Source organism: Sulfurimonas sp. (genome assembly GCF_023228785.1).
Classification (GTDB): domain Bacteria; phylum Campylobacterota; class Campylobacteria; order Campylobacterales; family Sulfurimonadaceae; genus Sulfurimonas.
In genome coordinates this window covers 17,818-37,621 of record NZ_JALOAN010000016.1, presented here as the reverse complement: position 1 = coordinate 37,621, position 19,804 = coordinate 17,818, and the positions used below count along the sequence as shown (strand labels likewise).

The window sequence follows — 19,804 nt, the reverse complement described above, 5'->3', positions numbered from 1 at the left end:
ATAACTTTTTATAATTTAAAAGCGACTAATTCGCCTTTTTTGAGTTTTGCAATTTTATCACGAATTTTACGGATGATAAAAGCTTTTTTCTCAAATGTGATATCGGTACGAATTTTTATATTTTTATATTCTCTCTCATAATATTTATGCAAAAAAGGTATAAGTTCACTCTTTAGTGCATCTTCATCTCTAAGAGCTTGTATATTATTATCAACCGCGATAGCCATTAGAGATGGTTCATCCGTTTTTCCTTGAAGTGCGTACATAAACTCTCTTGAGTGAAACTGCAAAAGTGAGGCATCGAGCACATCTAAGATCTGATCTATAAATTCAGGACGTTCTAAAACAGTTTTTATAAGCGCTAACTCCCACATATCTTTATGAGTGTTTTTTTGCATAAGCGGGGAGTTCGTTTGCTTTGTATTTTGTGAAAACTTAAGTAGAGATGGACTAACACCCAAGCCACCTAGTCTTGATGCTAAGAAAGTTTTATACTCTTCTTGAAGGATTGGTGAGAGTGTTTTTAGGTATGCCATTCCTTCCTGCATACACTCCTCTTTAGCCTTTGGATCTTTTAGATCATAGAGCGATAAAAGCTCTTCTAAAACAAACTCTATAAAAGGTTTTGGCTCTCTTATCATGTTAGCCAACTCTTCTATAGCACCTTTTTGTACCATATCCGCTGGATCTTGTCCATCGCTAAAAATAATTACTCCACCTCTAAAACCACTAACACTAAGAAGTTTTGATGCTTTTAGTGCAGCCGCACGACCTGCATTATCTCCATCATAAGCCATAACAATTCTAGGCTCGCCCTTTCTTAAAAGGGGTAAATGTTGAGGCGTTAGTGCAGTTCCTAGAGTTGCTACTGCATTTGTAAATCCGGCTTGATGAAGCATTATAACATCGAGATAACCCTCTGTTATGATTATCTCTTTTGTTTTATGTAGTGTTTGTTTGGCGTGATGATATGCATAAAGTAGACGAGATTTGTTGTAGTACGCTGTCTCTGGAGAATTTACATACTTTGCTTGATGACCAGATATAGTTCTTCCACCAAATCCCACAATAGAGCCATTTGCTGAGTGAATAGGAAAGGTTATCCGCTCTATAAATCTAGCAAAACTTCTTCCGCTATCAGATCCCACAACTCCCATATCTATGGCTTCACTAAGTAAAAATCCTTGTGAATTTATATAGTTTATAGTAGAGTTAGAATCAGGTGCATAACCTATACCAAACTTCTCTACACTACTCTCATAGATACCTCTCTCTTTTATATAACTTAGTGCATCAGATCTTGTAGTTAAGAGATTTTGGTACCATTCATTTAGTTTATCCATAACTTGTGAGCGAGGTTTGTTATGTTTGTTATCGGTATGTGTTAGTGTAAAGTTATAGCTATCTGCAAGTTTTTCAAGAGCTTCTGGGTAGTTTAGTTTTTCATATTCCATAACAAACTTAATACTATCGCCACCAGCTCCACAGCCAAAACAATGGTAGATCCCCTTAGATGGACTTACAACAAATGAGGGGGAATTTTCATCGTGAAATGGACATGGTGCTTTAAAGTTTGCACCAGCTTTTTTTAGCTCCACATAAGAACCAACAACATCAACAATATCAAGGCGTGCTTTTAGTGCTTCTATGGAGTCTTGTGTAATCATGGTGAGATTATATCAAGTATAGGCTTACTTTTTTGGTATAAATTTTCCGCAGCCTTTTTTCTCTGTTCCTTTAAAAGTTTTATAGTTTTTAGAACCCTTTAGCCATGCCTCATGACGAGCACATTTTGGACTATCTATACATTTTTTATTATCACAAGCTTTATTGCCCATTTTATTTTCCTGTAGTTTATTGTACGAATTATATATAGAATTTTATCATATTTTATATTTATAATTTTTATATTTTGAAGTTATATGTATAATATTAGAAGGGTTTTATGTTAAACAGATCCAAAAGGATCTATTTAACTGGAGGAAGAATAAGATCAGACTAATAGATGTCTGTACTTGGGTGGTTAGGTTTACTTATTGGCTCTTTAGTATCTACCTTATCGTAGTGTACTGTGTTGCTTGCTTGAAGAGCACCTAATGTTAACGCTATAAGTAAAATGAATTTTTTCATTTTGTATCCTTTGTTAAGAACGCATTACGCTCTAGTATTTTTAAATCAGACAAAGTTTATCCTGTTTAGAGTAAACATACATTGACATATATCAAGAAAGAGTCAAAAAGCTCAATAAATTACTCAAAATACAGATTTAAGCTACTTTTTTCATTTTAAAATCTAATTTTGACAAGGATTATGATATACTCCAAATTCCAAAAATTTAAAAGAAAGTAGGTGATGTGATATGCCAGGTATCGTACTACGCAGTGATGATAACTTTGATGCATCTTACCGCCGTTTCAAGAAGCAGACTGACCGTAACTTAATCGTTACAGAAGCTCGTGCTCGCCGTTTCCATGAAACTGAAACAGAAAAGCGTAAGAAGTTCAAAATTGCATCTCGTAAGAAAATACTTAAGCGTCTTTATATGATGAGACGCTACGAATCACGCCTCTAATAAGCTAAAGCCTTCGGGCTTAGTTTATCTTACTTAAAATATTCTCCTTTAAAAATAATCACAAAACATCTTTTTTTAACAAACCTTTCATGATATAATATCCGCATATTAATATTAGGAATTGTTATGAGTTCACTCTTTCTTCGTATGCGACTAGTTCACTGGATTGGCATAGTGCTTCTTATAGTAAATGCTTTTGTATTTACAGACAATCTTATCTCTCAAATAATTCAAGTAGTGATTGCCCTTGTTATTGTTATTCACGATATAGATGAAAAAATCAACGGTGTTGATGTAGCTAAAAAAATAATACAAAGCCTCTCAGACTTCAAATCAGGGCAAAGAATAGACTTAAAACTTAACTTTTCTAAAGAGTATAAGCATATGGTTGAGCTTATAAATGAGTTTAAAGACAAGGTAGGTGAGGCAACCGAGCTTGGTGATGCTTCTAATGAAATTCATTCAAAATTAAATCAACTTAGAGATTCTGTTAAAATTTTAGAAGATGACTTCAAAATAGGTGAAGATTTAACAACACAAGTATCTACTAAATTAGAGACTATAACTCTTGAATCAGAGAGTAATTTAGAGTTCTCAAATGAAGTTTTAGAGAGTCTAAATAGTGTTTCAAGTCAAATAAGCGAATCTGTTTCTAAAATGGCTACACTTGAAAAGCAAGTAAGACATACTCATGAGGGCGAAATAATACTTAGTGAGAACCTAAAATCTTTAACTATTAATGCTGAAGATATCAAAAATATTTTAAACATCATCTCAGATATATCTGATAAAACAAACCTTCTAGCACTCAATGCTGCCATAGAAGCAGCACGTGCGGGTGAGCATGGGCGTGGTTTTGCGGTAGTTGCGGATGAAGTAAGAAAACTTGCTGAGAATACTCAAAGATCACTAACTGAGATAAATGCAAGTGTAAATGTCATAGTCCAGAGTATCTCAGATGCGAGTACTAGTGTTGAAGAAAATGCTAAGTCAGCACTTGAGTTGGTCTCAATATCAGAGATACTACAAGAGAGTCTTACACAATCAAGTTCAGAGATAGAGCATACTCATCAAAAAGGGCTTCAAGATACAGAAAACTCCCAGCTAATCAAAGATGAAGCATATAGTTCAAGAGACTTAACTAAAATGCAAATAGATAAAATGAAAGATACAAAAGTCTCTATAAACAAGATAAAAGAAAGTATTGTTGTTATAAACGATAACACAAAAGCACTAGTTGAAAAAGTTTCTAGTTTATAGTTTTCCGTACATTTCATTATATAGACTAAGAGCGTGTCTATCACTCATATGTGCAATATAATCAGCTACTACTCTATGTTTTTGTTTTTTATCTAGTGACTCATAATAAAATTTTGGTAACATCTTCTCTTCTTGCATCAAGGCTTTATAAAGGCTTCTAATGGCTTGTTTTCCTGCAAACATCTTTATAACTATATTTTGATGTTGATAAAGTTTATTAAAGAGAAGTTTCTTGAGTTTTTTTATCTTTGTTTCTAACTCTGGAGCAAACCCTACTGGGATCTCATCTTTTGAGCTTATTGTTGCACTCAATACTTCACTACTCTTTATTTTATCTTTTGAATACTCTAGCAAAGAGTAGACTAGGTGATTTATAAGATGTGAGCTAAAACGATAACGAAACATCTCATCTTCATCTTCTAAAATACCCTCAGATTTTACTTTTAGAAGTATTTCTTGTATGAGCTCACTCTCTCTTAAATCATCAAAGTCAATTAGTCCAGAGTTGATACCATCATCTATATCATGGCTCATATATGCTATCTCATCGGCACGATCAACTATCATAGCTTCAATAGAAGGATGAGTATCAAGATTAAACTCCTCATCGATCCACTCTGGTAAAAAGTTCTTTTTATAAGGATATGAATGTTTTAAGATCCCTTCTAATGTTGCAAAAGTAAGGTTTAGTCCATCAAAACTTTTGTATCGTTTTTCTAAATAAGAAACAACTCTAAAACTTTGAAAGTTATGTTCAAACCCATTTTTAAAGCCATCTTTTCTTAAACACTCATCTAAGGTATCACCTCCAATATGCCCAAAAGGCGTATGTCCTAAGTCGTGAGCTAGAGCGATAGCTTCTGCTAAAGATTCATTTAGTCCGAGATGTGAAGTTATTGAGCGAGCGATTTGTGAGACTTCTATAGAGTGCGTCAGACGTGTACGAAAAAAATCTCCCTCTTGGTTTAAGAAGACTTGAGTTTTGTACTCTAACTTTCTAAAACTTCCAGAGTGGATGATTCTATCTCTATCTCTAGCATAGGGATTTCTAAAGTCCCTATCTATATTATAAAAACGCTCATTAGGTTTCATTAAGATTTTTTCAAAAATTTTGTTAGTATTTGAATCTTTACACCATTTACACGACCCTCTATAAGCTCGCTATTGTCGTGAACTAGTGCTATATTTCTAACTGCTGTTCCTCTTTTTGCTGTAAAAGTAGTACCTTTTACATCTAGATCTTTTGTGATTACAACAGTATCCCCAGTTTGTAAAACAACACCATTTGCATCTTTATGTACAAGTGCTTCCTCAGATGAGCTAACACTCGTCAAACCTGCGTCAGCGTAAGCTTTTAACTCATCTTCCATATAGATCATATCTACTAGATCTTGGCGACCAAGAGCATTTAAAAGTCTGTATGCTACAACTTGAACTACTGGCGTTTCACTCCACATAGCGTCATTTAAACAATTTAGGTGTGCCTCATCTAAAAGAGTTGCATCTTGGATCTGCGGTGCACATTTACTACAAACATAGATTGCAGTCTTAGAAGTTGCATCTGATGGTGTGATCTCTAAAACACTTAAACCCTCACTACTTCCGCACAATTCACAAACACCACCACTTCTTTTTTCCAATTCTTTTTCTAAACTCATTTTCTTAACCTTTTAAAATAATAATGCAATTATAGCCCAAATATCTTTTAGCCTTTAATAACTTGGTTTCTTCCTGCTTTTTTAGCTTTATATAGTGCATTATCTGCTCTTTTCATAACTGCAAATGGATCTTTGTCTTTTTGCGTATTTTGTGTAACTCCAGCTGAGATATTTATAAATATCTTTTTAGTGTTGTTTTTATTTCTTACGCTAAATGGAGTAACCGAGATCTCTTGTCTTAGAGCATCTACATGAGCAAATGATTCACTTGTGTCTTTAGATGCAAAGAGTATGACAAACTCTTCTCCACCGTATCTGTAAGCTTTTCCTCCGCCACTAACTCCAGAGAACTTAGCTGCAACCATTTTTAAAACTTCATCGCCTGTGTCATGCCCATAAGTGTCATTAAACTTTTTGAAAAAATCTATATCACACATCGCTAAAGAGTACTTTCTTCCAAGCTTTGCCATATCTTCGATCATTGCTCTACGCCCTGGAAGCGAGGTGAGTTCATCGTAAAAAGCAAGTCTGTAGGACTCACGAATTAAAAGCACAAAAATAATAGTCGCAAATGCCAAAAAGGCTACTTCTGTTGCATTTGGAGTTTTTAAGAAGTAAAGCCCTGCGTAAAATGTCAAAAGAAGCATGAAAAAAGAAGTCGCATACATTAAGTATCTGCCAAACAAGACTAAAGCAAGCATTATAAAGAGGACAAAGATGCCAATGGCAACACTAAGATCTTTTAGTGGGTAAAAGTTTGCAGCAAAGAGTTTTACATTGAGGTAAGCCTCTATACTCTCTTTTGGATAGTAAATTAGATATAAAACTAAAGCGATCTCTACTACAACAAAAACTATCTTTAAAATACCCCAAAAAGAGAAGAGCCCTCTCTCTTTAAAAACCAAAAAGACCATTAGATGAAAAGGATAAAGCATAGATGCATACAAAAATAGCAGTGTCGCTTTTGCAGCACTAAAATACTCAAACCCTAAGTAGATCAAGATAAGAGGGATGATAACAAATATAAATCTGTTACGATTAAAATGCCATGAAACCCAAATAACTAAAAGACTTAGCCCATAAAAAAGATATGCAACTATATCAAAAAGGATCTCTGGTATTTTTTGTGCATTGTAGAGAATTATCGCAAAAAGAGAGGCGATAAAGAGCGGTATTAGTAAGTTTAAAGAGATAGCTTTGATTTGGTTCACGGCTACTCTTTGTTAAACTCTACTATATCTTCTTTGCTTTGCACTTTGTTGTGTTTTGTGTTATCGAAGGCTTTTTGTGCCTCTTTCTCATCATAGTTTCTACACTCTTGAGGCATTATAGCATTTGGATCTTTTGCTATTTGGTCACACATACTTGCATTGAACTTCATGTTTGAACAACCAGTAAAGATTAGTGCTGCTAAAATTAAATATTTGTACATTTTTACTTCTTTTTTACTATAAGATTTAGATATTTTGTAGGTGTAACTCTCATCATCTCCTGGGCTAGCCAGCGGATCTGAAAAAAGGCCGCGCCACTATCTCGAAGAGTGAAGTAATTTTTTAGGCTTCTAAGATTAAAAGTCACCACCATATCTACTTTGACATTGTCAGTGATGATGTGCTTAAAAGCATCTCCAACATTTCGCTTTTTTTTGCCACTCTCTAGGGCTTTGAACATAGCCTCAGAGTCATCTTTAAACTCTTGCAAATAATCCAAAGAGCTTTTTGCTATAGCTATCTCATCAAAGTTTTCTACTTTTGTTTGTTGATATGATAGTTTATCAAACATTGCTGAGATCTCAAGTCTATTATACTCTTTATCACTAGTTACAAACATATCAAAGTTCAAGATCTTTGATATAAAAAATTCTCTATTTCCCTTTGATGCAACAAAAGCGTTGATAATAGAACTCATTGTATAACGAGTACTTCTTACACTTATGGCTTGGATCCTGTGTCTTGCGTGTTCTTGCAAAACTCCTCTTGAAGTCCCACGAACTAAAAAACTAAGGTTTGCATGTTCTAGGATGCTGTGATGAAAATATGTCCAAGCCAAATCACCTAAAAGATTTGACTCTTCTATTTCATTTATCTCATCGCACATTTTAGCATCTGGCATATTATCTTCGATGTAGTTTATAACTTTATTTTCACTATTTGAAAAAGAGTCATAACAAGTTCTAGCAGCCGTTTCAGCTACTCCAATACCTGTATCTTGGAGTAAAATAACCTCTGGTCGAGAATATTGAATGCCGTACATATTTTCCATAACTTCACCCTTTTTAAATTAGTGTTATTTTACACTATTAAACTTTTTAAAGAATTAATGAAATATACTCTTACTTTTGAACTCCGTTAAGTACAGGTACAAAGTCACAAACTTCATGTTCTTTTGATTCAATTGATGAGCCATTTTTTCTATAACTAGTTATGACTTGTTTGTTAGCTACTTCCATCGGAGCTACTAAGATCCCGCCATCAGCTAGTTGATCAAAGAGTTTTTGTGGGATCTTTTTTGTAGATGCTGAGAAGAGGATTCTGTCATATGGGGCGTATTGTGTCCAACCATTTTGACCATCGTCGGTTCTTGTGTGTATATTGTTTATCTTTAGATCTCTAAAGCGTGCTTTTGCTTCAAGCATCAAAGATTCTATACGTTCTATTGTAAAGACGCCACGAAAGAGATGTGACAAAACTGCAGCTTGATAACCACTTCCACAACCTATCTCTAAAACTCTATCTGCACCATCTGGCTCTAAATATTGTGTCATTTTGGCAACTGTTAGAGGTGAGCTTATCCACTGAGCTGAGCCCATAGGAAGAGCATCAAGTTTATATGCGTTATGCTTAAAACCCATTGGAACAAATTTCTCTCTATCAGTCTTTGCTATTGCTTCTTTTACACTTCTATCTAGTGCGAACTTTTGGTGACACTCTTCTGCTAATCTTGCAGTTTTTGTTGCTGTTATTCTGTCCAAACTATTTTATTCCTACATCCATGTATCTTCTTGCTATGCTTAGATTAACTATCACTTGCACATAAAAGTTTTTTTATCGTACCTGTTTTTTTAACTCTATTTTCATAAATAACATGGACAACATGAGCTATAACCATTAAAACAAAAATAGGCTGAGTGCTATTTCTAAGTTCATGGATCCATGTTAGTGTTATATTATCAAGCGCTAAAAGTATATAGATCTCACAAACTAGTGTAATTAAAAGTGCTGTACACATCGCTATATAACCTATGGCTACTATTGCTTGTGATGCTGATTTTGCACGTATGAGATGCATAAGTGGAACAGCGTTCATGCCAGTTAAAGCCATATAGACTCTAGTTATAACTCCACCTAAAAGCATCCCTATAAAAATAGTATGAAGATTTAACATAGACATTGACCAAGTATTGAGTGTTTGATCATAACCTGCATAATAAGTTATAAAGATACCAAAAATACTAACAGCCGTTAGTAGATGCCAAAGTCTATATAGTTTTGTAAAATTTACTTGCATTTATATTTTTCCTAAATTAAAATTATTATCGAAATTTAAAGAGTTTTTATTATTTAAATGTCATAAGAGCATAGCCACTGTTTTGGTACCCAATAGTATCTATGAAGCTGTTAGGCGTAATATGAACAAACTTGAGTACATCTTCTTTATCAATAGCGTTCGAAGCTAAGCTCATTGCGCATGCAATAACCTTTACTCCTCTTTTTTGAGCCAATTCTCTGAGGTATTCTTGCGCTTGTTGTGTGTTTGCTATATCTCTCTCTTTGACTATAAAATCATAGTTTTTTGAAATCATAGGAACACAAGAGCCATGAAGTGTGATAACAAAGTTTGCTTTGTCTCCTCTCTCTTCTATCATGCTCATGGTTTTACCAATCAGCCACATACGAGTTTTTATGTAGTTAGCATCTCCTGAACTACAATCAAATACAGCTTTATACTCATTCGCATGAAGAGTTCCAAACAACATAAATAATAACACTAGAACATTCTTCATTGAAAAATTTCTAAAACCTGATTTTGTATGTGCCATTTTTTTCCTTTATACTATGTGCTAAAAAGTGTTTAGAAATCATCATCAAAATTTAAAGAACCCTTTGAGTAGTTCGTTACAGTTCCCTCAAAAAAATTAGTCTTTTGGTCGTTAAACTTAGCAAAATCGTCTACCCATTTTATAGGGTTGCTTACATTATAAAGCTTGTCAAAACCAACAGAAGCGAGTCTATCATCTGCTAAAAACTGAATATATTGCTCAACTATATCATTTGTTAGACCTAAGATCTGACCTTGAGTTATGTATTTTCCCCAGTCACTCTCTAACTTAACTGCCTCTTTAAACATCTCTATAACTTCTGCTTTTAGTTGAGGAGTGAAGAGATCTGCTCTCTCTTTTCTAAGAGTATTTATAAGGTTTTTAAACAGCGCTAGGTGAGTCACTTCATCTCTTTGGATAAATCTAATCATCTGAGCAGATCCAAGCATTTTACCAGAACGTGCAAGTGTATAGATATATGTAAAACCACTATAAAAGTAGATCCCTTCTAATATCTGGTTAGCAAAACATGCTTTTACAAAGTTGTGTTCAGTTGGGTTTGCAGCAAGCTCTAGGTAAACTTTTGCAATTGCATCATTTTTACCCTTTAGCATCATATCACGACGCCAAAGCTCGTAGATCTCAGCAGAGTTTGTTGAGATGCTATCAACCATGACTGCATAAGATTGTGAGTGTAATGCCTCTTCAAAAGATTGGCGAACAAGGATTAGGTTTATCTCTGGAGATGTAACATATGGATTTACATTATCTATAAGGTTGTTAGTTTGAAGCGAGTCCATAAATATTAACTGTGCAAGAGCCTTATCATAAGCTACTTTTTCATGTTCTGTTAGATTTTTATAATCATTTACATCACGAGTCATATCTACTTCTTTTGGAAACCATGTGTTGTTTAACATCACTTCCCAAAGATTATATGCCCACTGATACTTAATATTATTTAACTCAAAGATACCCGTTGGATCCCCACCAAACACCTTTCTATCGTTTACATTTTCTTTTGAATCTGGATTATATATATTTTTTCTTTTCATCTCTTCCTACTTATCTTGAATAAAGTTTATGATTATACCATTTCAAGATTTTGTTTTGATAAATTTAAAAATCATAAACTAAATATTTACTTGAGTCAAAAAAATCTAGTTATTTTTGTGAGTATATTTAATACTTAAGTTATTATAATAGTTTTAAATACAGACTTAAAGGAGATGCGTATGAAGTTTTTCATATCTTTCATACTGCTAATATTAACAATGAATGCAATGAATTTAGAACCGTATCAAAAAAGAGTAGAGCAACTCAGCGATGAAGAAAAAAGAGTGCTTATCCATAAAGGCACAGAGAGACCATTTAGTGGCAAATATACAAATGAAAAGTCAAACGGCATCTACACTTGTAAGATTTGTGATACACCACTTTATAAGTCAAATGATAAGTTTGACTCAAATTGTGGTTGGCCTAGTTTTGATGATGCAATTGAGGGTGCAGTAAAGAGAGTGCCAGATGCTGATGGAAGACGCGTTGAGATCGTTTGTGCAACTTGTGGAGGACACCTTGGTCATGTCTTCCTTGGTGAGGGATTAACTCCTAAAAACACTAGACACTGCGTAAACTCGATCTCTATAAAACTAGATCAAACAAAAGGGGCAAAAGATGAGACTCTCTCCTATGCTTACTTCGCAGGTGGTTGTTTTTGGGGAGTTGAGTACTACTTAGAAAAACTAGATGGTGTAAAAGAAGTTCACTCTGGCTTTATGGGCGGTCATGTTAAAAACCCAGGTTATTACGAAGTTGTCTCTGGTAGAACTGGCCATCTAGAAGCTGTTGAAGTTATTTACGATAAGAGTAAGATCTCTTATGAGATGCTTGCTAAAACATTTTTTGAGATCCACGATCCAACCCAAGCTAATGGACAAGGTCCAGATATAGGTTCACAATATCTCTCTGCTGTCTTTGTGAGCAATGAAGATGAAAAAAAGATCATCAACAAACTAATAACAGAGCTTGAAGCAAATGGTTATAAAGTTGCTACAAAAATTTTAAATAGTAGTGAGTTTTATAAAGCAGATGAGGGACATCAAAACTACTACAAAAAGAAAGGCTCACTTCCATATTGTCATAGTTATAAAAAAAGGTTTTGAGAAAACTGTATTGGCGACCTCTGCATAAAGAAGTTATGACAGAGTATTTATGTCGCCTTTAGTTTAAAATACCTTTGTTGCAAGGGACAAAATGTCCATGCCATTAAAACGGACGAATTCGTTTTAATGTGTAAATAAAAGAGGCTATTTGCTACCTCTAGAGTGTCTTTTTCTTTCGTTTTCTGTTAGGTATTTTTTACGAATACGAATGTTTTTAGGAGTTATCTCTAAAAGCTCATCATCTTCTATCCACTCTAAGGCACGCTCTAGAGACATAGTTCTAGGTGGGATAAGTTTGATTGCCTCATCTGCACCAGAAGAACGAACATTTGACTGTGCTTTTCCTTTGATAGGATTTACTGCTAAGTCGTTTGAACGAGAATGCTCACCAATAATCATTCCTTCATAAACTTTTGTTTGTGGCCCTATAAATAAAACTCCACGGTCTTGGATATTAAAGAGTGAAAAAGATAGTGTTTCGCCATTTTCCATAGAAACTAAAGCACCATAACTTCTTGATTCAACTCCTCCAGAATATGGACGAAATTCTAAGAAAGAGTGATTCATTACACCCTCACCTTTTGTATCTGTTAAAAACTGTCCACGAAAACCTATAAGTGCACGAGCTGGGATCTCAAACTCAATTCTTTGAAAACCTTGTCCCATTGGTAACATTGATTTCATTTCAGCTTTTCTCTTGCCAAGTCTCTCAATAACTGAACCACTTAGTTCTTCTGGTACATCAATAACTAAATGCTCAAATGGTTCACATTTAACGCCTTCTATCTCTTTTACAATAACTTCAGGACGAGATACACCAAACTCATAATCTTCACGACGCATATTTTCAGCTAAAACAGTGATTTGAAGCTCTCCACGACCTGAAACTTTAAACTTACCTTCACCTACAACTTCTAACTTCATAGCAACATTTGTTTGCATCTCAGCATCTAAACGCTCTCTTAGTTTGTTTGATGTTACATGTTTTCCCTCTTGACCAGCAAGTGGTGAGTCATTTACAGAAAATACAACTGTTAGAGTCGGCTCTTCAATATGCATTGGATCTAGTGGAACTGGATTTGCAGGATCACAAATAGTATCTCCAACATCAACAGTCTCAAGTCCTGCAAATGCAACAATATCTCCAGCTTCTGCTTGCTCTATCTCCATACGGTTTAGTCCGTGAAAACCAATAAGTTTAGTAATTTTTCCCTTTACTAGTGCGCCATCGGCTTTAGCTAGTAAAACTTGATCACCTTTGTTTATAACACCATTAAAAATACGAGAAATTCCTATCTTTCCAACATAGTTATCATAGTCAAGTGTAAAAACTTGTGCTTGAGTAGGGTTTTCTCTATCTCCCTCAGGTTCAGGAATGTGTTTTAAAATAGTTTCAAAAATACATTGAAAATCTCCACCCTCTTGTGCTAGATCTAGCTTTGCTATACCATCACGAGCTGCTGCATATATAACTGGAAAATCTTGTTGTTCATCTGTTGCACCCATGTCTGCAAAGAGGTCAAACATTTCATCAACAACGCGATCTGGATCAGCCGACGCTTTGTCAATTTTGTTTATAACAACAATAGGTTTTTTACCTAACGCTAACATCTTTTTTACAACAAACTTTGTTTGTGGCATAACACCTTCGTAAGCATCAACTAAAACTAAAACACCATCAACCATTTTAAGAACACGCTCAACTTCTCCACCAAAGTCAGCGTGACCCGGAGTATCGATAATATTGATCTTATAGTCTTTATATCGAATAGCTGTGTTTTTAGAAAGAATTGTGATTCCTCTTTCTTTTTCTATAGCATTTGAATCCATAGCTCTTTCATCATGTTGTTCATGACTTCCATATGTTCCTGATTGTTCTAACAATCCATCAACAATTGTAGTCTTACCATGGTCAACGTGTGCAATAACTGCAATATTTCTAATCTTTTGCATTAATCTTTCTCCATTGATATTTCCAAATTTTAGTGTTAAAGAAGCAGTAGAGCACTTCTTTATAGAGATGGAAAAAATTTCCGCGATTGTATCAAAATAAGCTTTAGTTCTTGCCAAATTTAGTTACAAATTTTAAAATATCTGATATTAATGTGCATTTTATTGTTATAATATCTCAAAATATAATCTTAAAAACGGATATTAGAATTCATAATATTGGTTTTTAAGTAAAATTATTAAAATCAAACTATAAGAGAAGAAATGATTGATTATCCAAACTTTTTAGAAAAAATCTTTGATAAACTAAAGTCTAAAAACGCAAAAGCCATTATAGTTGGTGGATATATTAGAGATACTTTACTTAACTTTGAGTCAAATGATATAGATATTGAAGTTTATAATGTAAAAAGCTTTGAAAAATTGCAAAATATCTTAGAAGAGTTCGGAGATTTAAATATTGTTGGAAAAAGTTTTGGAGTTTGTAAACTAAAGATGCAGAGTTACGACTTAGATTTTACTCTTCCTAGACTTGATTCAAAAATTGGATCTGGACACTTAGGATTTGATATAAAAATAGACAAAGATCTTGATTTTAAAGAGGCTGCAAGAAGAAGAGATTTTACTATTAATGCTATTGGATTTGATGTTCACGACAAAACTTTACTTGATCCTTTTAATGGTCTTGAAGATTTAAAAGAAAAAACTCTTAAGATGGTTGATATAAAGACATTTACAGACGATCCTCTAAGGGTTTTAAGAGCAGTGGGCTTTTGTTCAAGATATGAGTTTGCAATGCACGAAGAGCTATTTAGCTTATGTTTTAAGATGATTAGACAAGATGCTCTTCAAGAGCTTCCTAAAGAGAGAATTTATGAAGAGATTAAGAAGATTTTACTTAGATCTACCAAGCCTTCGATTGGTTTTGAACTTTTAAAAGAACTCGGTGCATTAAAGTATTTTAAAAACCTATCTCTTTTAACTCAAGATAACTGGCATCTTATTATGGATGCGCTAGATAGATTTACATCCAAACTAACTGCTAACATTAAAACTAACGAGATCTTGATGTTAGCCATTCTTTGTTATAGATTTGATGAAGTTCAAACTAAAGAATTTGTTATATCCTTAAGTGATGATAAGTTTCTCTTAAAAGAAATTTTAACTCTTAAAACTCAATTTACACAACTTTTAAAACTCTCTTGTTGTGAAGTAAATAATTATGATATTTATAAACTAGCAAGTTTTGTAAATATAGAGCATCTTTGTATTTTAGGTGATGTTTTATCTGGTGTTGGCAAAACTATATATTTAAGAGCAAAAGAGTTAGGAGTGATAGAGAAAAAATTAGAGGCTATTATAATGGGAAAAGATTTAATTTTATTGGGGTTAAAACCCTCAATTGCTTTTTCTAAGATATTAGATGCAGGCTATGAGGCTCAAATGAGAGAAGAATTTTCTAATAAAGAAGAGGCATTAAAATGGTTAAATAAAAATTTACCTAACTACCAATAACACCCATTTTTCTTTGAATTTCACTCTTTTTATTCATATTTTCAATGGCTTTATTTAAAGATTCTCTTATTTTAGAAAGATATATTTGTTTATTGTCTGTATCGTACTTCTCTATCATCTCTTTTGAAACTTCGAACAGCTCTATTGCTGCTTCTATTGCTTCAATAGATAATTTTCTATTTGCTAAGATATTTATTATAAGATCAAGCCCTTTTCTTATCTTGCTATCCATATCTTCTATATCTATATATCTTTTTTGAGTTTTTTCATCTACTTCAAGAAGCCTTTTTAAAACCTCTTCTAAACCATCTGCACTTACAGGCAAATCAGAAATTCTGTTATTAATATATGATCTCATATCTGTTAGATTCATCTTTGAGATTCTCTCAACTAATTCATTATGTTTTTTTTCTTTATCATTTTTAGAGATTCCTATTTTACCTAGCATATTTGAAAACATATCTACCTCTATCTCTTATAATTTTGAACTATCTATCTCTATAACTGTGTGAACATTCCCACGTGGGTTATAATCAGCTACAATCTTCATGTATTTAGGTTTTATTTTTTTCTCAAGTGCTTCATATATTTCATTTGCACTATTTTCATGTGAGACATGCTTATCTCTAAAAGAGTTTATATAGAGTTTCATAGCCTTTAATTCTACTACAAACTCATCTGGAGTATATTCCAAATATATAGTTGCATAGTCTGGATATCCACTTCTAGGACACAAACAAGAGAATTCTGGAAGTGTCATTTTTATAAGATAATTTCTTTTATATTTATTTGGCCATATTTCTAAATCTTTTTCAATATCAAACTCATTGACAATTTTTTCGCCATACTTCATATATTTTCTTCCTTATTTGTTATTTCAGAGATATAGTTTCCCTGTAAATAGTCTATATTCAACTCTTTAAACTTTTGTAGAGTTTCATAAGATTCTATCATCTTTATCCAAGTTTTTACACCTTTTTCATGTGCCATAAGGTTAAAACCTTTTATAATATCTATATATTGTCTATCTTTTGTGTAAAAAGAGTCATATCTAACTAGATCTATTTCTAGATCTCTTAAATATAAAAAACTTGTATGAATAGAACCAAGTCTATCTATGGCAATCATTATGCCCATGTTTCTTAAGCGTTGTAGAGTTTCATTATACTTACTTATTTGTGAATAATAGTCTAATTCATGTAATATAAAAATTATTTTATATTTTTTATTTAAAAGTTTTTTGACTTTAAAGATAAAACTAGGATTTCTAATAGATGTTGGTGATATATTTATAGCATATATATTATCTTCATTTTCATTGCATTTAAAAATAATTTCTTCTAAAACTTTTAAGTCAAATTCAAGTCTCAATCCCAATTTATCCAATATTTTCATATATGTTTTTTGATGGATAATTTTCCCATCTGTTTCTTTTAACTTTACAAAACACTCTTTTATTATAGGTTTTTCTTTTTCATAAACATCTTGATACATAATTTCGAAGAGTCTATTTTTAACGGCATTTTCTACAAATGATTCTTCCATATGCGGATTTATATTTTCTTTGTTTTTAGATAAATTTTTTCTATTTCTATCTTGTGTCTCAAAAAGATCTTCTATAAGATATTCTACTTCATTTGAAAAGTTTGTATCTGTAACAGCTCCACTTAATTTAACTTCAATCTCATCTACTATAAACTCGTCACTTTTTAAAAATAGCATATCAACTAAAGAAGTAAATTCTTCTTTTTGACCTCTTAACCCTATAACAAAATCTCCGCCTTTTATATGTCCCATAGGAAAGTGTGTTATATCTTTACTCTTTAGATATTTTTCTATCCATGAGATTACTTCTCTTATTACTTTATCTCCATTTTTTATACTATACCTATTGTTTATATTGTCAATATTATCAATACTTATCAAGATAAGAGTATATTTTTCATATATATTTATATCTCTTTGTAAATATTTGAAAATATATTCTCTTGTAAAAGTTTTAGATACAGATTCTGTTATCCTAATATCAAAACTTTTATAGATAATATAAAAAATAAAATATATACTAAATAAAAAAAGTATAAGTATCTCTACATAAAATGAGGTGTCTATTGCTTCATAATCGCTTATAAGTTTGTGAGAAATAAATAAAAGTATAAGAGAAAAGATAGGAAGTCCCATTCTAAGTGCTAACTTAAAACGGTATTCTCTCTCTTTTATCTCTGGAAGTAGCATATATTTTTAGACATCTAAATGTTTAACATCTTTAGCATGTGTTTCTATATAATTACGACGAGGTTCAACTTCATCACCCATAAATAGAACAAATGCATCAGATGCCGCTTCTGCATCGTCTATAGTAACTTGAAGTAAGACACGATTTTCAGGAGTCATAGTAGTTTCCCAAAGCTGATCTGGATTCATCTCACCTAGACCTTTATAGCGCTGAATATATGCACCTTTTTTAGCATAATCGTTAATACCCTCTAATACATCAATAATATCTTCTTCAAAAGTTAAATCCCACTCTTGAATCTTTTTAAATACATAACTAGCTTCATTAAAGTGTGGAGCTGCAAATAGATCATCATTTATAAGTAACTCTTCCATTCCACCTTTTGTTTGAACATAGAGATGTATAGAATCTTCACTTACTGTCTTAGTTAATATATTATTTCCATTTGAGAGTAAAAATTTTTCAATCTCTTCATACATAGCTTTAATATCTAAACCTATAAGGTCTGAATTTTCTATAAAGTGACGAATCAAACTAATAAGTGAATATCTTCTCTCTAGTGCAATAAGTGAACCTCTATAGTGATCAACCATCTTAAAAAACTCTATAAGATCGTTTTGTCCAACACCTTGCATCTCTAAAGATTCAACACCATTTTCAATTAAGAAAGCATTCATCTCTCTATCATCTTTAAAGTAGATCTCTTTCTTACCTTTTTTATAACGATATAGAGGAGGTTGAGCTAAATAAAGATATCCTTTTTCAACTACATCACGGAAGTGACGGAAGAAAAATGTAAGTAGTAGAGTTTGAATATGAGATCCATCGACATCGGCATCGGTCATTATGATGATTTTATGATAACGAAGTTTATCTTCATTATATTCTTCACCAATTCCACAACCCATAGCCGTGATCATATTTGTTATCTCTTCTGACTTTAAGATCTTGTCTAGTCTTGATTTTTCAACATTTAAGATTTTACCTTTTAGTGGCAGTATTGCTTGAAAAACACGATCTCTACCCATCTTTGCAGATCCACCAGCAGAGTCACCTTCGACTAAGTATAGTTCACAAATACTTGCATCTTTACTTTGACAATCGGCTAGTTTTCCAGGAAGAGTTCCAACACTCATAACATCTTTTCTACGAGTTAATTCTCTTGCTTTTTTAGCAGCCTCACGACCACGAGCAGCCATAAGAGCTTTATTTACTATCGCTTTTGCTTCTATAGGTGTTTCTTCAAAGTACTTAGATAAAAGCTCATAAGTAGACTTTTGAACAAGAGGTCTAACATAAGTGTTACCTAGTTTTCCTTTTGTTTGTCCCTCAAACTGAGGCTCTGGAACACGAACAGAAACTATAGCTATAAGTCCTTCTTTTACATCATCTCCAGATATTTTAATATCTTTCTCTTTAGCAGCTCCATTTTTAGCGTTATAGTTTGATATAACACGAGTTAGTCCAGCACGAAAACCAGCTTCATGAGTACCACCATTTGGAGTTCTTATGTTGTTTACAAAAGATGCAAGTTTTTCATCATAAGTTTCGTTATACATTAGAGCAATATCGAACTCTATATCTTCTATTTTTGTACTAAAAGAGTAAACTGATGTTACTGCAGTTTTTTTATTCATATCTTCTACATACTGAGCTATACCACCCTCAAAGTGGTAAGATTCACTAACATTAGATCTCTCATCTTTAAAGTTAATTGTAATAAATGGATTTAAATACGCAAGCTCTTTAAATCTTTTTGCTAAGTATTCAAAGTCAAAAGTAATAGTATCTGTAAAAATACTAGGATCTGCACTAAATTCAATAGTAGTTCCAGACTTTCTACTCTTTCCTATAACAGCTAAAGGTTCTAAAGGTATACCTTTTTTAAAACTTTGCTCAAATTTTTCGCCATTTTTATTTATTGTCATCTTAAGATCAGAAGAGAGTGCATTTACAACAGAGACACCAACACCATGAAGTCCACCAGAGACTTTATAAGTATCTTTGTCAAACTTTCCACCAGCGTGTAAAACAGTTAAAGCAACTGTTGCAGCACTAATTCCCTCAGTTGGATGCATATCTGTTGGAATACCACGACCATTATCTCCAACTATACAACTATTATTTTTAGTAAGTGTCACATTTATAGTGTCACAATGTCCAGCCATCGCTTCATCTATAGAGTTATCTATAACTTCATAAACTAAATGATGTAAGCCACGATGACCAGTATCACCAATATACATACCAGGACGCTTACGAACAGCCTCTAAACCTTTTAAGACTTTAATATTACTAGCACCATAATTTTGTTCCATTATTCTTCCTACTATAAAATTCTCATATATAGTCACAAGATAGATATCTTTATTTAAAAAGATAGTCATGACATAATTAGAGACATTTTATCCA

20 protein-coding genes are annotated in these 19,804 nt (G+C 32.8%); 4 read left to right on the top strand and 16 right to left on the bottom strand.

The window, feature by feature from the left end:
• Positions 1 to 8: 8 nt before the first annotated feature.
• Both dnaG and M0Q24_RS05755 read right to left on the bottom strand, forming a co-directional pair.
• Complete coding sequence (dnaG, locus tag M0Q24_RS05760; RefSeq protein WP_295048330.1) at positions 9 to 1,667, bottom strand: DNA primase; 1,659 nt, start codon at positions 1,665 to 1,667, stop codon at positions 9 to 11.
• Positions 1,668 to 1,998: 331 nt separating this feature from the next.
• Positions 1,999 to 2,130 (bottom strand): hypothetical protein, encoded by a 132-nt coding sequence (locus M0Q24_RS05755; RefSeq protein ID WP_295048328.1) that lies wholly within the window; start codon positions 2,128 to 2,130, stop codon positions 1,999 to 2,001.
• 229 nt (positions 2,131 to 2,359) lie between these two features.
• Between M0Q24_RS05755 and rpsU the strand changes: the two genes are divergently transcribed.
• Together rpsU and M0Q24_RS05745 are read left to right on the top strand one after the other, a co-directional pair.
• A complete protein-coding gene (gene rpsU / locus M0Q24_RS05750; RefSeq protein WP_295048327.1) occupies positions 2,360 to 2,572 on the top strand; it encodes a 30S ribosomal protein S21 in 213 nt (70 codons plus the stop codon).
• Between the two features lie 126 nt (positions 2,573 to 2,698).
• Positions 2,699 to 3,832, top strand: a complete 1,134-nt coding sequence (locus M0Q24_RS05745; RefSeq protein WP_295048326.1) for a methyl-accepting chemotaxis protein — start codon at positions 2,699 to 2,701, stop codon at positions 3,830 to 3,832.
• Here the strand turns inward: M0Q24_RS05745 and dgt are convergent.
• The 9 genes from dgt to M0Q24_RS05700 form a co-directional block, all read right to left on the bottom strand.
• Positions 3,827 to 4,924, bottom strand: a complete 1,098-nt coding sequence (gene dgt, locus M0Q24_RS05740) for a dGTP triphosphohydrolase (RefSeq protein WP_295048325.1) — start codon at positions 4,922 to 4,924, stop codon at positions 3,827 to 3,829. The genes M0Q24_RS05745 and dgt overlap by 6 nt on opposite strands.
• On the bottom strand, positions 4,924 to 5,490 hold the full coding sequence (locus tag M0Q24_RS05735) for an alkylphosphonate utilization protein (protein WP_295048324.1): 567 nt from the start codon (positions 5,488 to 5,490) through the stop codon (positions 4,924 to 4,926). The genes dgt and M0Q24_RS05735 overlap by 1 nt, the downstream gene beginning before the upstream one ends.
• A gap of 47 nt (positions 5,491 to 5,537) precedes the next feature.
• Positions 5,538 to 6,701: a diguanylate cyclase gene (locus tag M0Q24_RS05730; RefSeq protein ID WP_295048323.1), complete on the bottom strand. Its 1,164-nt coding sequence runs from the start codon at positions 6,699 to 6,701 to the stop codon at positions 5,538 to 5,540.
• Positions 6,702 to 6,703: 2 nt separating this feature from the next.
• The gene (locus M0Q24_RS05725) at positions 6,704 to 6,922 is read right to left on the bottom strand and encodes a hypothetical protein (RefSeq protein WP_295048322.1); all 219 of its coding nucleotides are present in this window, start codon (positions 6,920 to 6,922) and stop codon (positions 6,704 to 6,706) included.
• Between the two features lie 2 nt (positions 6,923 to 6,924).
• Entirely contained in the window at positions 6,925 to 7,752 is an 828-nt protein-coding gene (locus M0Q24_RS05720) for an FAD-dependent thymidylate synthase (RefSeq protein WP_295048320.1), read from the bottom strand.
• Positions 7,753 to 7,822: 70 nt separating this feature from the next.
• Positions 7,823 to 8,461: a protein-L-isoaspartate(D-aspartate) O-methyltransferase gene (locus M0Q24_RS05715; RefSeq protein WP_295048317.1), complete on the bottom strand. Its 639-nt coding sequence runs from the start codon at positions 8,459 to 8,461 to the stop codon at positions 7,823 to 7,825.
• A 44-nt stretch (positions 8,462 to 8,505) separates the two neighbouring features.
• Positions 8,506 to 8,997: a hypothetical protein gene (locus tag M0Q24_RS05710; protein WP_295048315.1), complete on the bottom strand. Its 492-nt coding sequence runs from the start codon at positions 8,995 to 8,997 to the stop codon at positions 8,506 to 8,508.
• Between the two features lie 49 nt (positions 8,998 to 9,046).
• On the bottom strand, positions 9,047 to 9,529 hold the full coding sequence (locus M0Q24_RS05705; RefSeq protein WP_295048313.1) for a DsrE family protein: 483 nt from the start codon (positions 9,527 to 9,529) through the stop codon (positions 9,047 to 9,049).
• 32 nt (positions 9,530 to 9,561) lie between these two features.
• Positions 9,562 to 10,584, bottom strand: a complete 1,023-nt coding sequence (locus M0Q24_RS05700; RefSeq protein WP_295048311.1) for a ribonucleotide-diphosphate reductase subunit beta — start codon at positions 10,582 to 10,584, stop codon at positions 9,562 to 9,564.
• A 228-nt stretch (positions 10,585 to 10,812) separates the two neighbouring features.
• Between M0Q24_RS05700 and M0Q24_RS05695 the strand changes: the two genes are divergently transcribed.
• Complete coding sequence (locus M0Q24_RS05695; protein WP_295048362.1) at positions 10,813 to 11,691, top strand: bifunctional methionine sulfoxide reductase B/A protein; 879 nt, start codon at positions 10,813 to 10,815, stop codon at positions 11,689 to 11,691.
• A 144-nt stretch (positions 11,692 to 11,835) separates the two neighbouring features.
• Here M0Q24_RS05695 and typA read toward each other — a convergent pair whose 3' ends face one another.
• Positions 11,836 to 13,644 (bottom strand): translational GTPase TypA, encoded by a 1,809-nt coding sequence (typA, locus tag M0Q24_RS05690; protein ID WP_295048309.1) that lies wholly within the window; start codon positions 13,642 to 13,644, stop codon positions 11,836 to 11,838.
• A 261-nt stretch (positions 13,645 to 13,905) separates the two neighbouring features.
• Here typA and M0Q24_RS05685 point away from each other — a divergent pair, with 261 nt between their 5' ends.
• The gene (locus tag M0Q24_RS05685; protein ID WP_295048307.1) at positions 13,906 to 15,156 is read left to right on the top strand and encodes a CCA tRNA nucleotidyltransferase; all 1,251 of its coding nucleotides are present in this window, start codon (positions 13,906 to 13,908) and stop codon (positions 15,154 to 15,156) included.
• Here the strand turns inward: M0Q24_RS05685 and M0Q24_RS05680 are convergent.
• From M0Q24_RS05680 to gyrB, 4 genes are read right to left on the bottom strand one after another with little or no spacing between them, the layout of a single operon-like run.
• Positions 15,143 to 15,616 (bottom strand): hypothetical protein, encoded by a 474-nt coding sequence (locus M0Q24_RS05680; protein WP_295048306.1) that lies wholly within the window; start codon positions 15,614 to 15,616, stop codon positions 15,143 to 15,145. The two genes, M0Q24_RS05685 and M0Q24_RS05680, sit on opposite strands and share 14 nt — an antisense overlap.
• Before the next feature lie 15 nt (positions 15,617 to 15,631).
• Positions 15,632 to 16,009: a preQ(1) synthase gene (queF, locus tag M0Q24_RS05675; RefSeq protein ID WP_295048305.1), complete on the bottom strand. Its 378-nt coding sequence runs from the start codon at positions 16,007 to 16,009 to the stop codon at positions 15,632 to 15,634.
• On the bottom strand, positions 16,006 to 17,391 hold the full coding sequence (locus M0Q24_RS05670; RefSeq protein ID WP_295048303.1) for a GGDEF domain-containing protein: 1,386 nt from the start codon (positions 17,389 to 17,391) through the stop codon (positions 16,006 to 16,008). The genes queF and M0Q24_RS05670 overlap by 4 nt, the downstream gene beginning before the upstream one ends.
• Before the next feature lie 6 nt (positions 17,392 to 17,397).
• On the bottom strand, positions 17,398 to 19,710 hold the full coding sequence (gyrB, locus tag M0Q24_RS05665) for a DNA topoisomerase (ATP-hydrolyzing) subunit B (protein WP_295048301.1): 2,313 nt from the start codon (positions 19,708 to 19,710) through the stop codon (positions 17,398 to 17,400).
• Positions 19,711 to 19,804 lie beyond the last annotated feature (94 nt).

What these genes read in the sequence shown, in the direction of transcription:
- dnaG (WP_295048330.1), bottom strand. Translation starts at nt 1,667, where the DNA reads ATGATTACACAAGACTCCATAGAAGCACTAAAAGCACGCCTTGATATT.
- M0Q24_RS05755 (WP_295048328.1), bottom strand. Translation starts at nt 2,130, where the DNA reads ATGAAAAAATTCATTTTACTTATAGCGTTAACATTAGGTGCTCTTCAA.
- rpsU (WP_295048327.1), top strand. Translation starts at nt 2,360, where the DNA reads ATGCCAGGTATCGTACTACGCAGTGATGATAACTTTGATGCATCTTAC.
- M0Q24_RS05745 (WP_295048326.1), top strand. Translation starts at nt 2,699, where the DNA reads ATGAGTTCACTCTTTCTTCGTATGCGACTAGTTCACTGGATTGGCATA.
- dgt (WP_295048325.1), bottom strand. Translation starts at nt 4,924, where the DNA reads ATGAAACCTAATGAGCGTTTTTATAATATAGATAGGGACTTTAGAAAT.
- M0Q24_RS05735 (WP_295048324.1), bottom strand. Translation starts at nt 5,490, where the DNA reads ATGAGTTTAGAAAAAGAATTGGAAAAAAGAAGTGGTGGTGTTTGTGAA.
- M0Q24_RS05725 (WP_295048322.1), bottom strand. Translation starts at nt 6,922, where the DNA reads ATGTACAAATATTTAATTTTAGCAGCACTAATCTTTACTGGTTGTTCA.
- M0Q24_RS05720 (WP_295048320.1), bottom strand. Translation starts at nt 7,752, where the DNA reads ATGGAAAATATGTACGGCATTCAATATTCTCGACCAGAGGTTATTTTA.
- M0Q24_RS05710 (WP_295048315.1), bottom strand. Translation starts at nt 8,997, where the DNA reads ATGCAAGTAAATTTTACAAAACTATATAGACTTTGGCATCTACTAACG.
- M0Q24_RS05705 (WP_295048313.1), bottom strand. Translation starts at nt 9,529, where the DNA reads ATGGCACATACAAAATCAGGTTTTAGAAATTTTTCAATGAAGAATGTT.
- M0Q24_RS05700 (WP_295048311.1), bottom strand. Translation starts at nt 10,584, where the DNA reads ATGAAAAGAAAAAATATATATAATCCAGATTCAAAAGAAAATGTAAAC.
- M0Q24_RS05695 (WP_295048362.1), top strand. Translation starts at nt 10,813, where the DNA reads ATGAATTTAGAACCGTATCAAAAAAGAGTAGAGCAACTCAGCGATGAA.
- typA (WP_295048309.1), bottom strand. Translation starts at nt 13,644, where the DNA reads ATGCAAAAGATTAGAAATATTGCAGTTATTGCACACGTTGACCATGGT.
- M0Q24_RS05685 (WP_295048307.1), top strand. Translation starts at nt 13,906, where the DNA reads ATGATTGATTATCCAAACTTTTTAGAAAAAATCTTTGATAAACTAAAG.
- M0Q24_RS05680 (WP_295048306.1), bottom strand. Translation starts at nt 15,616, where the DNA reads ATGTTTTCAAATATGCTAGGTAAAATAGGAATCTCTAAAAATGATAAA.
- queF (WP_295048305.1), bottom strand. Translation starts at nt 16,009, where the DNA reads ATGAAGTATGGCGAAAAAATTGTCAATGAGTTTGATATTGAAAAAGAT.
- M0Q24_RS05670 (WP_295048303.1), bottom strand. Translation starts at nt 17,391, where the DNA reads ATGCTACTTCCAGAGATAAAAGAGAGAGAATACCGTTTTAAGTTAGCA.
- gyrB (WP_295048301.1), bottom strand. Translation starts at nt 19,710, where the DNA reads ATGGAACAAAATTATGGTGCTAGTAATATTAAAGTCTTAAAAGGTTTA.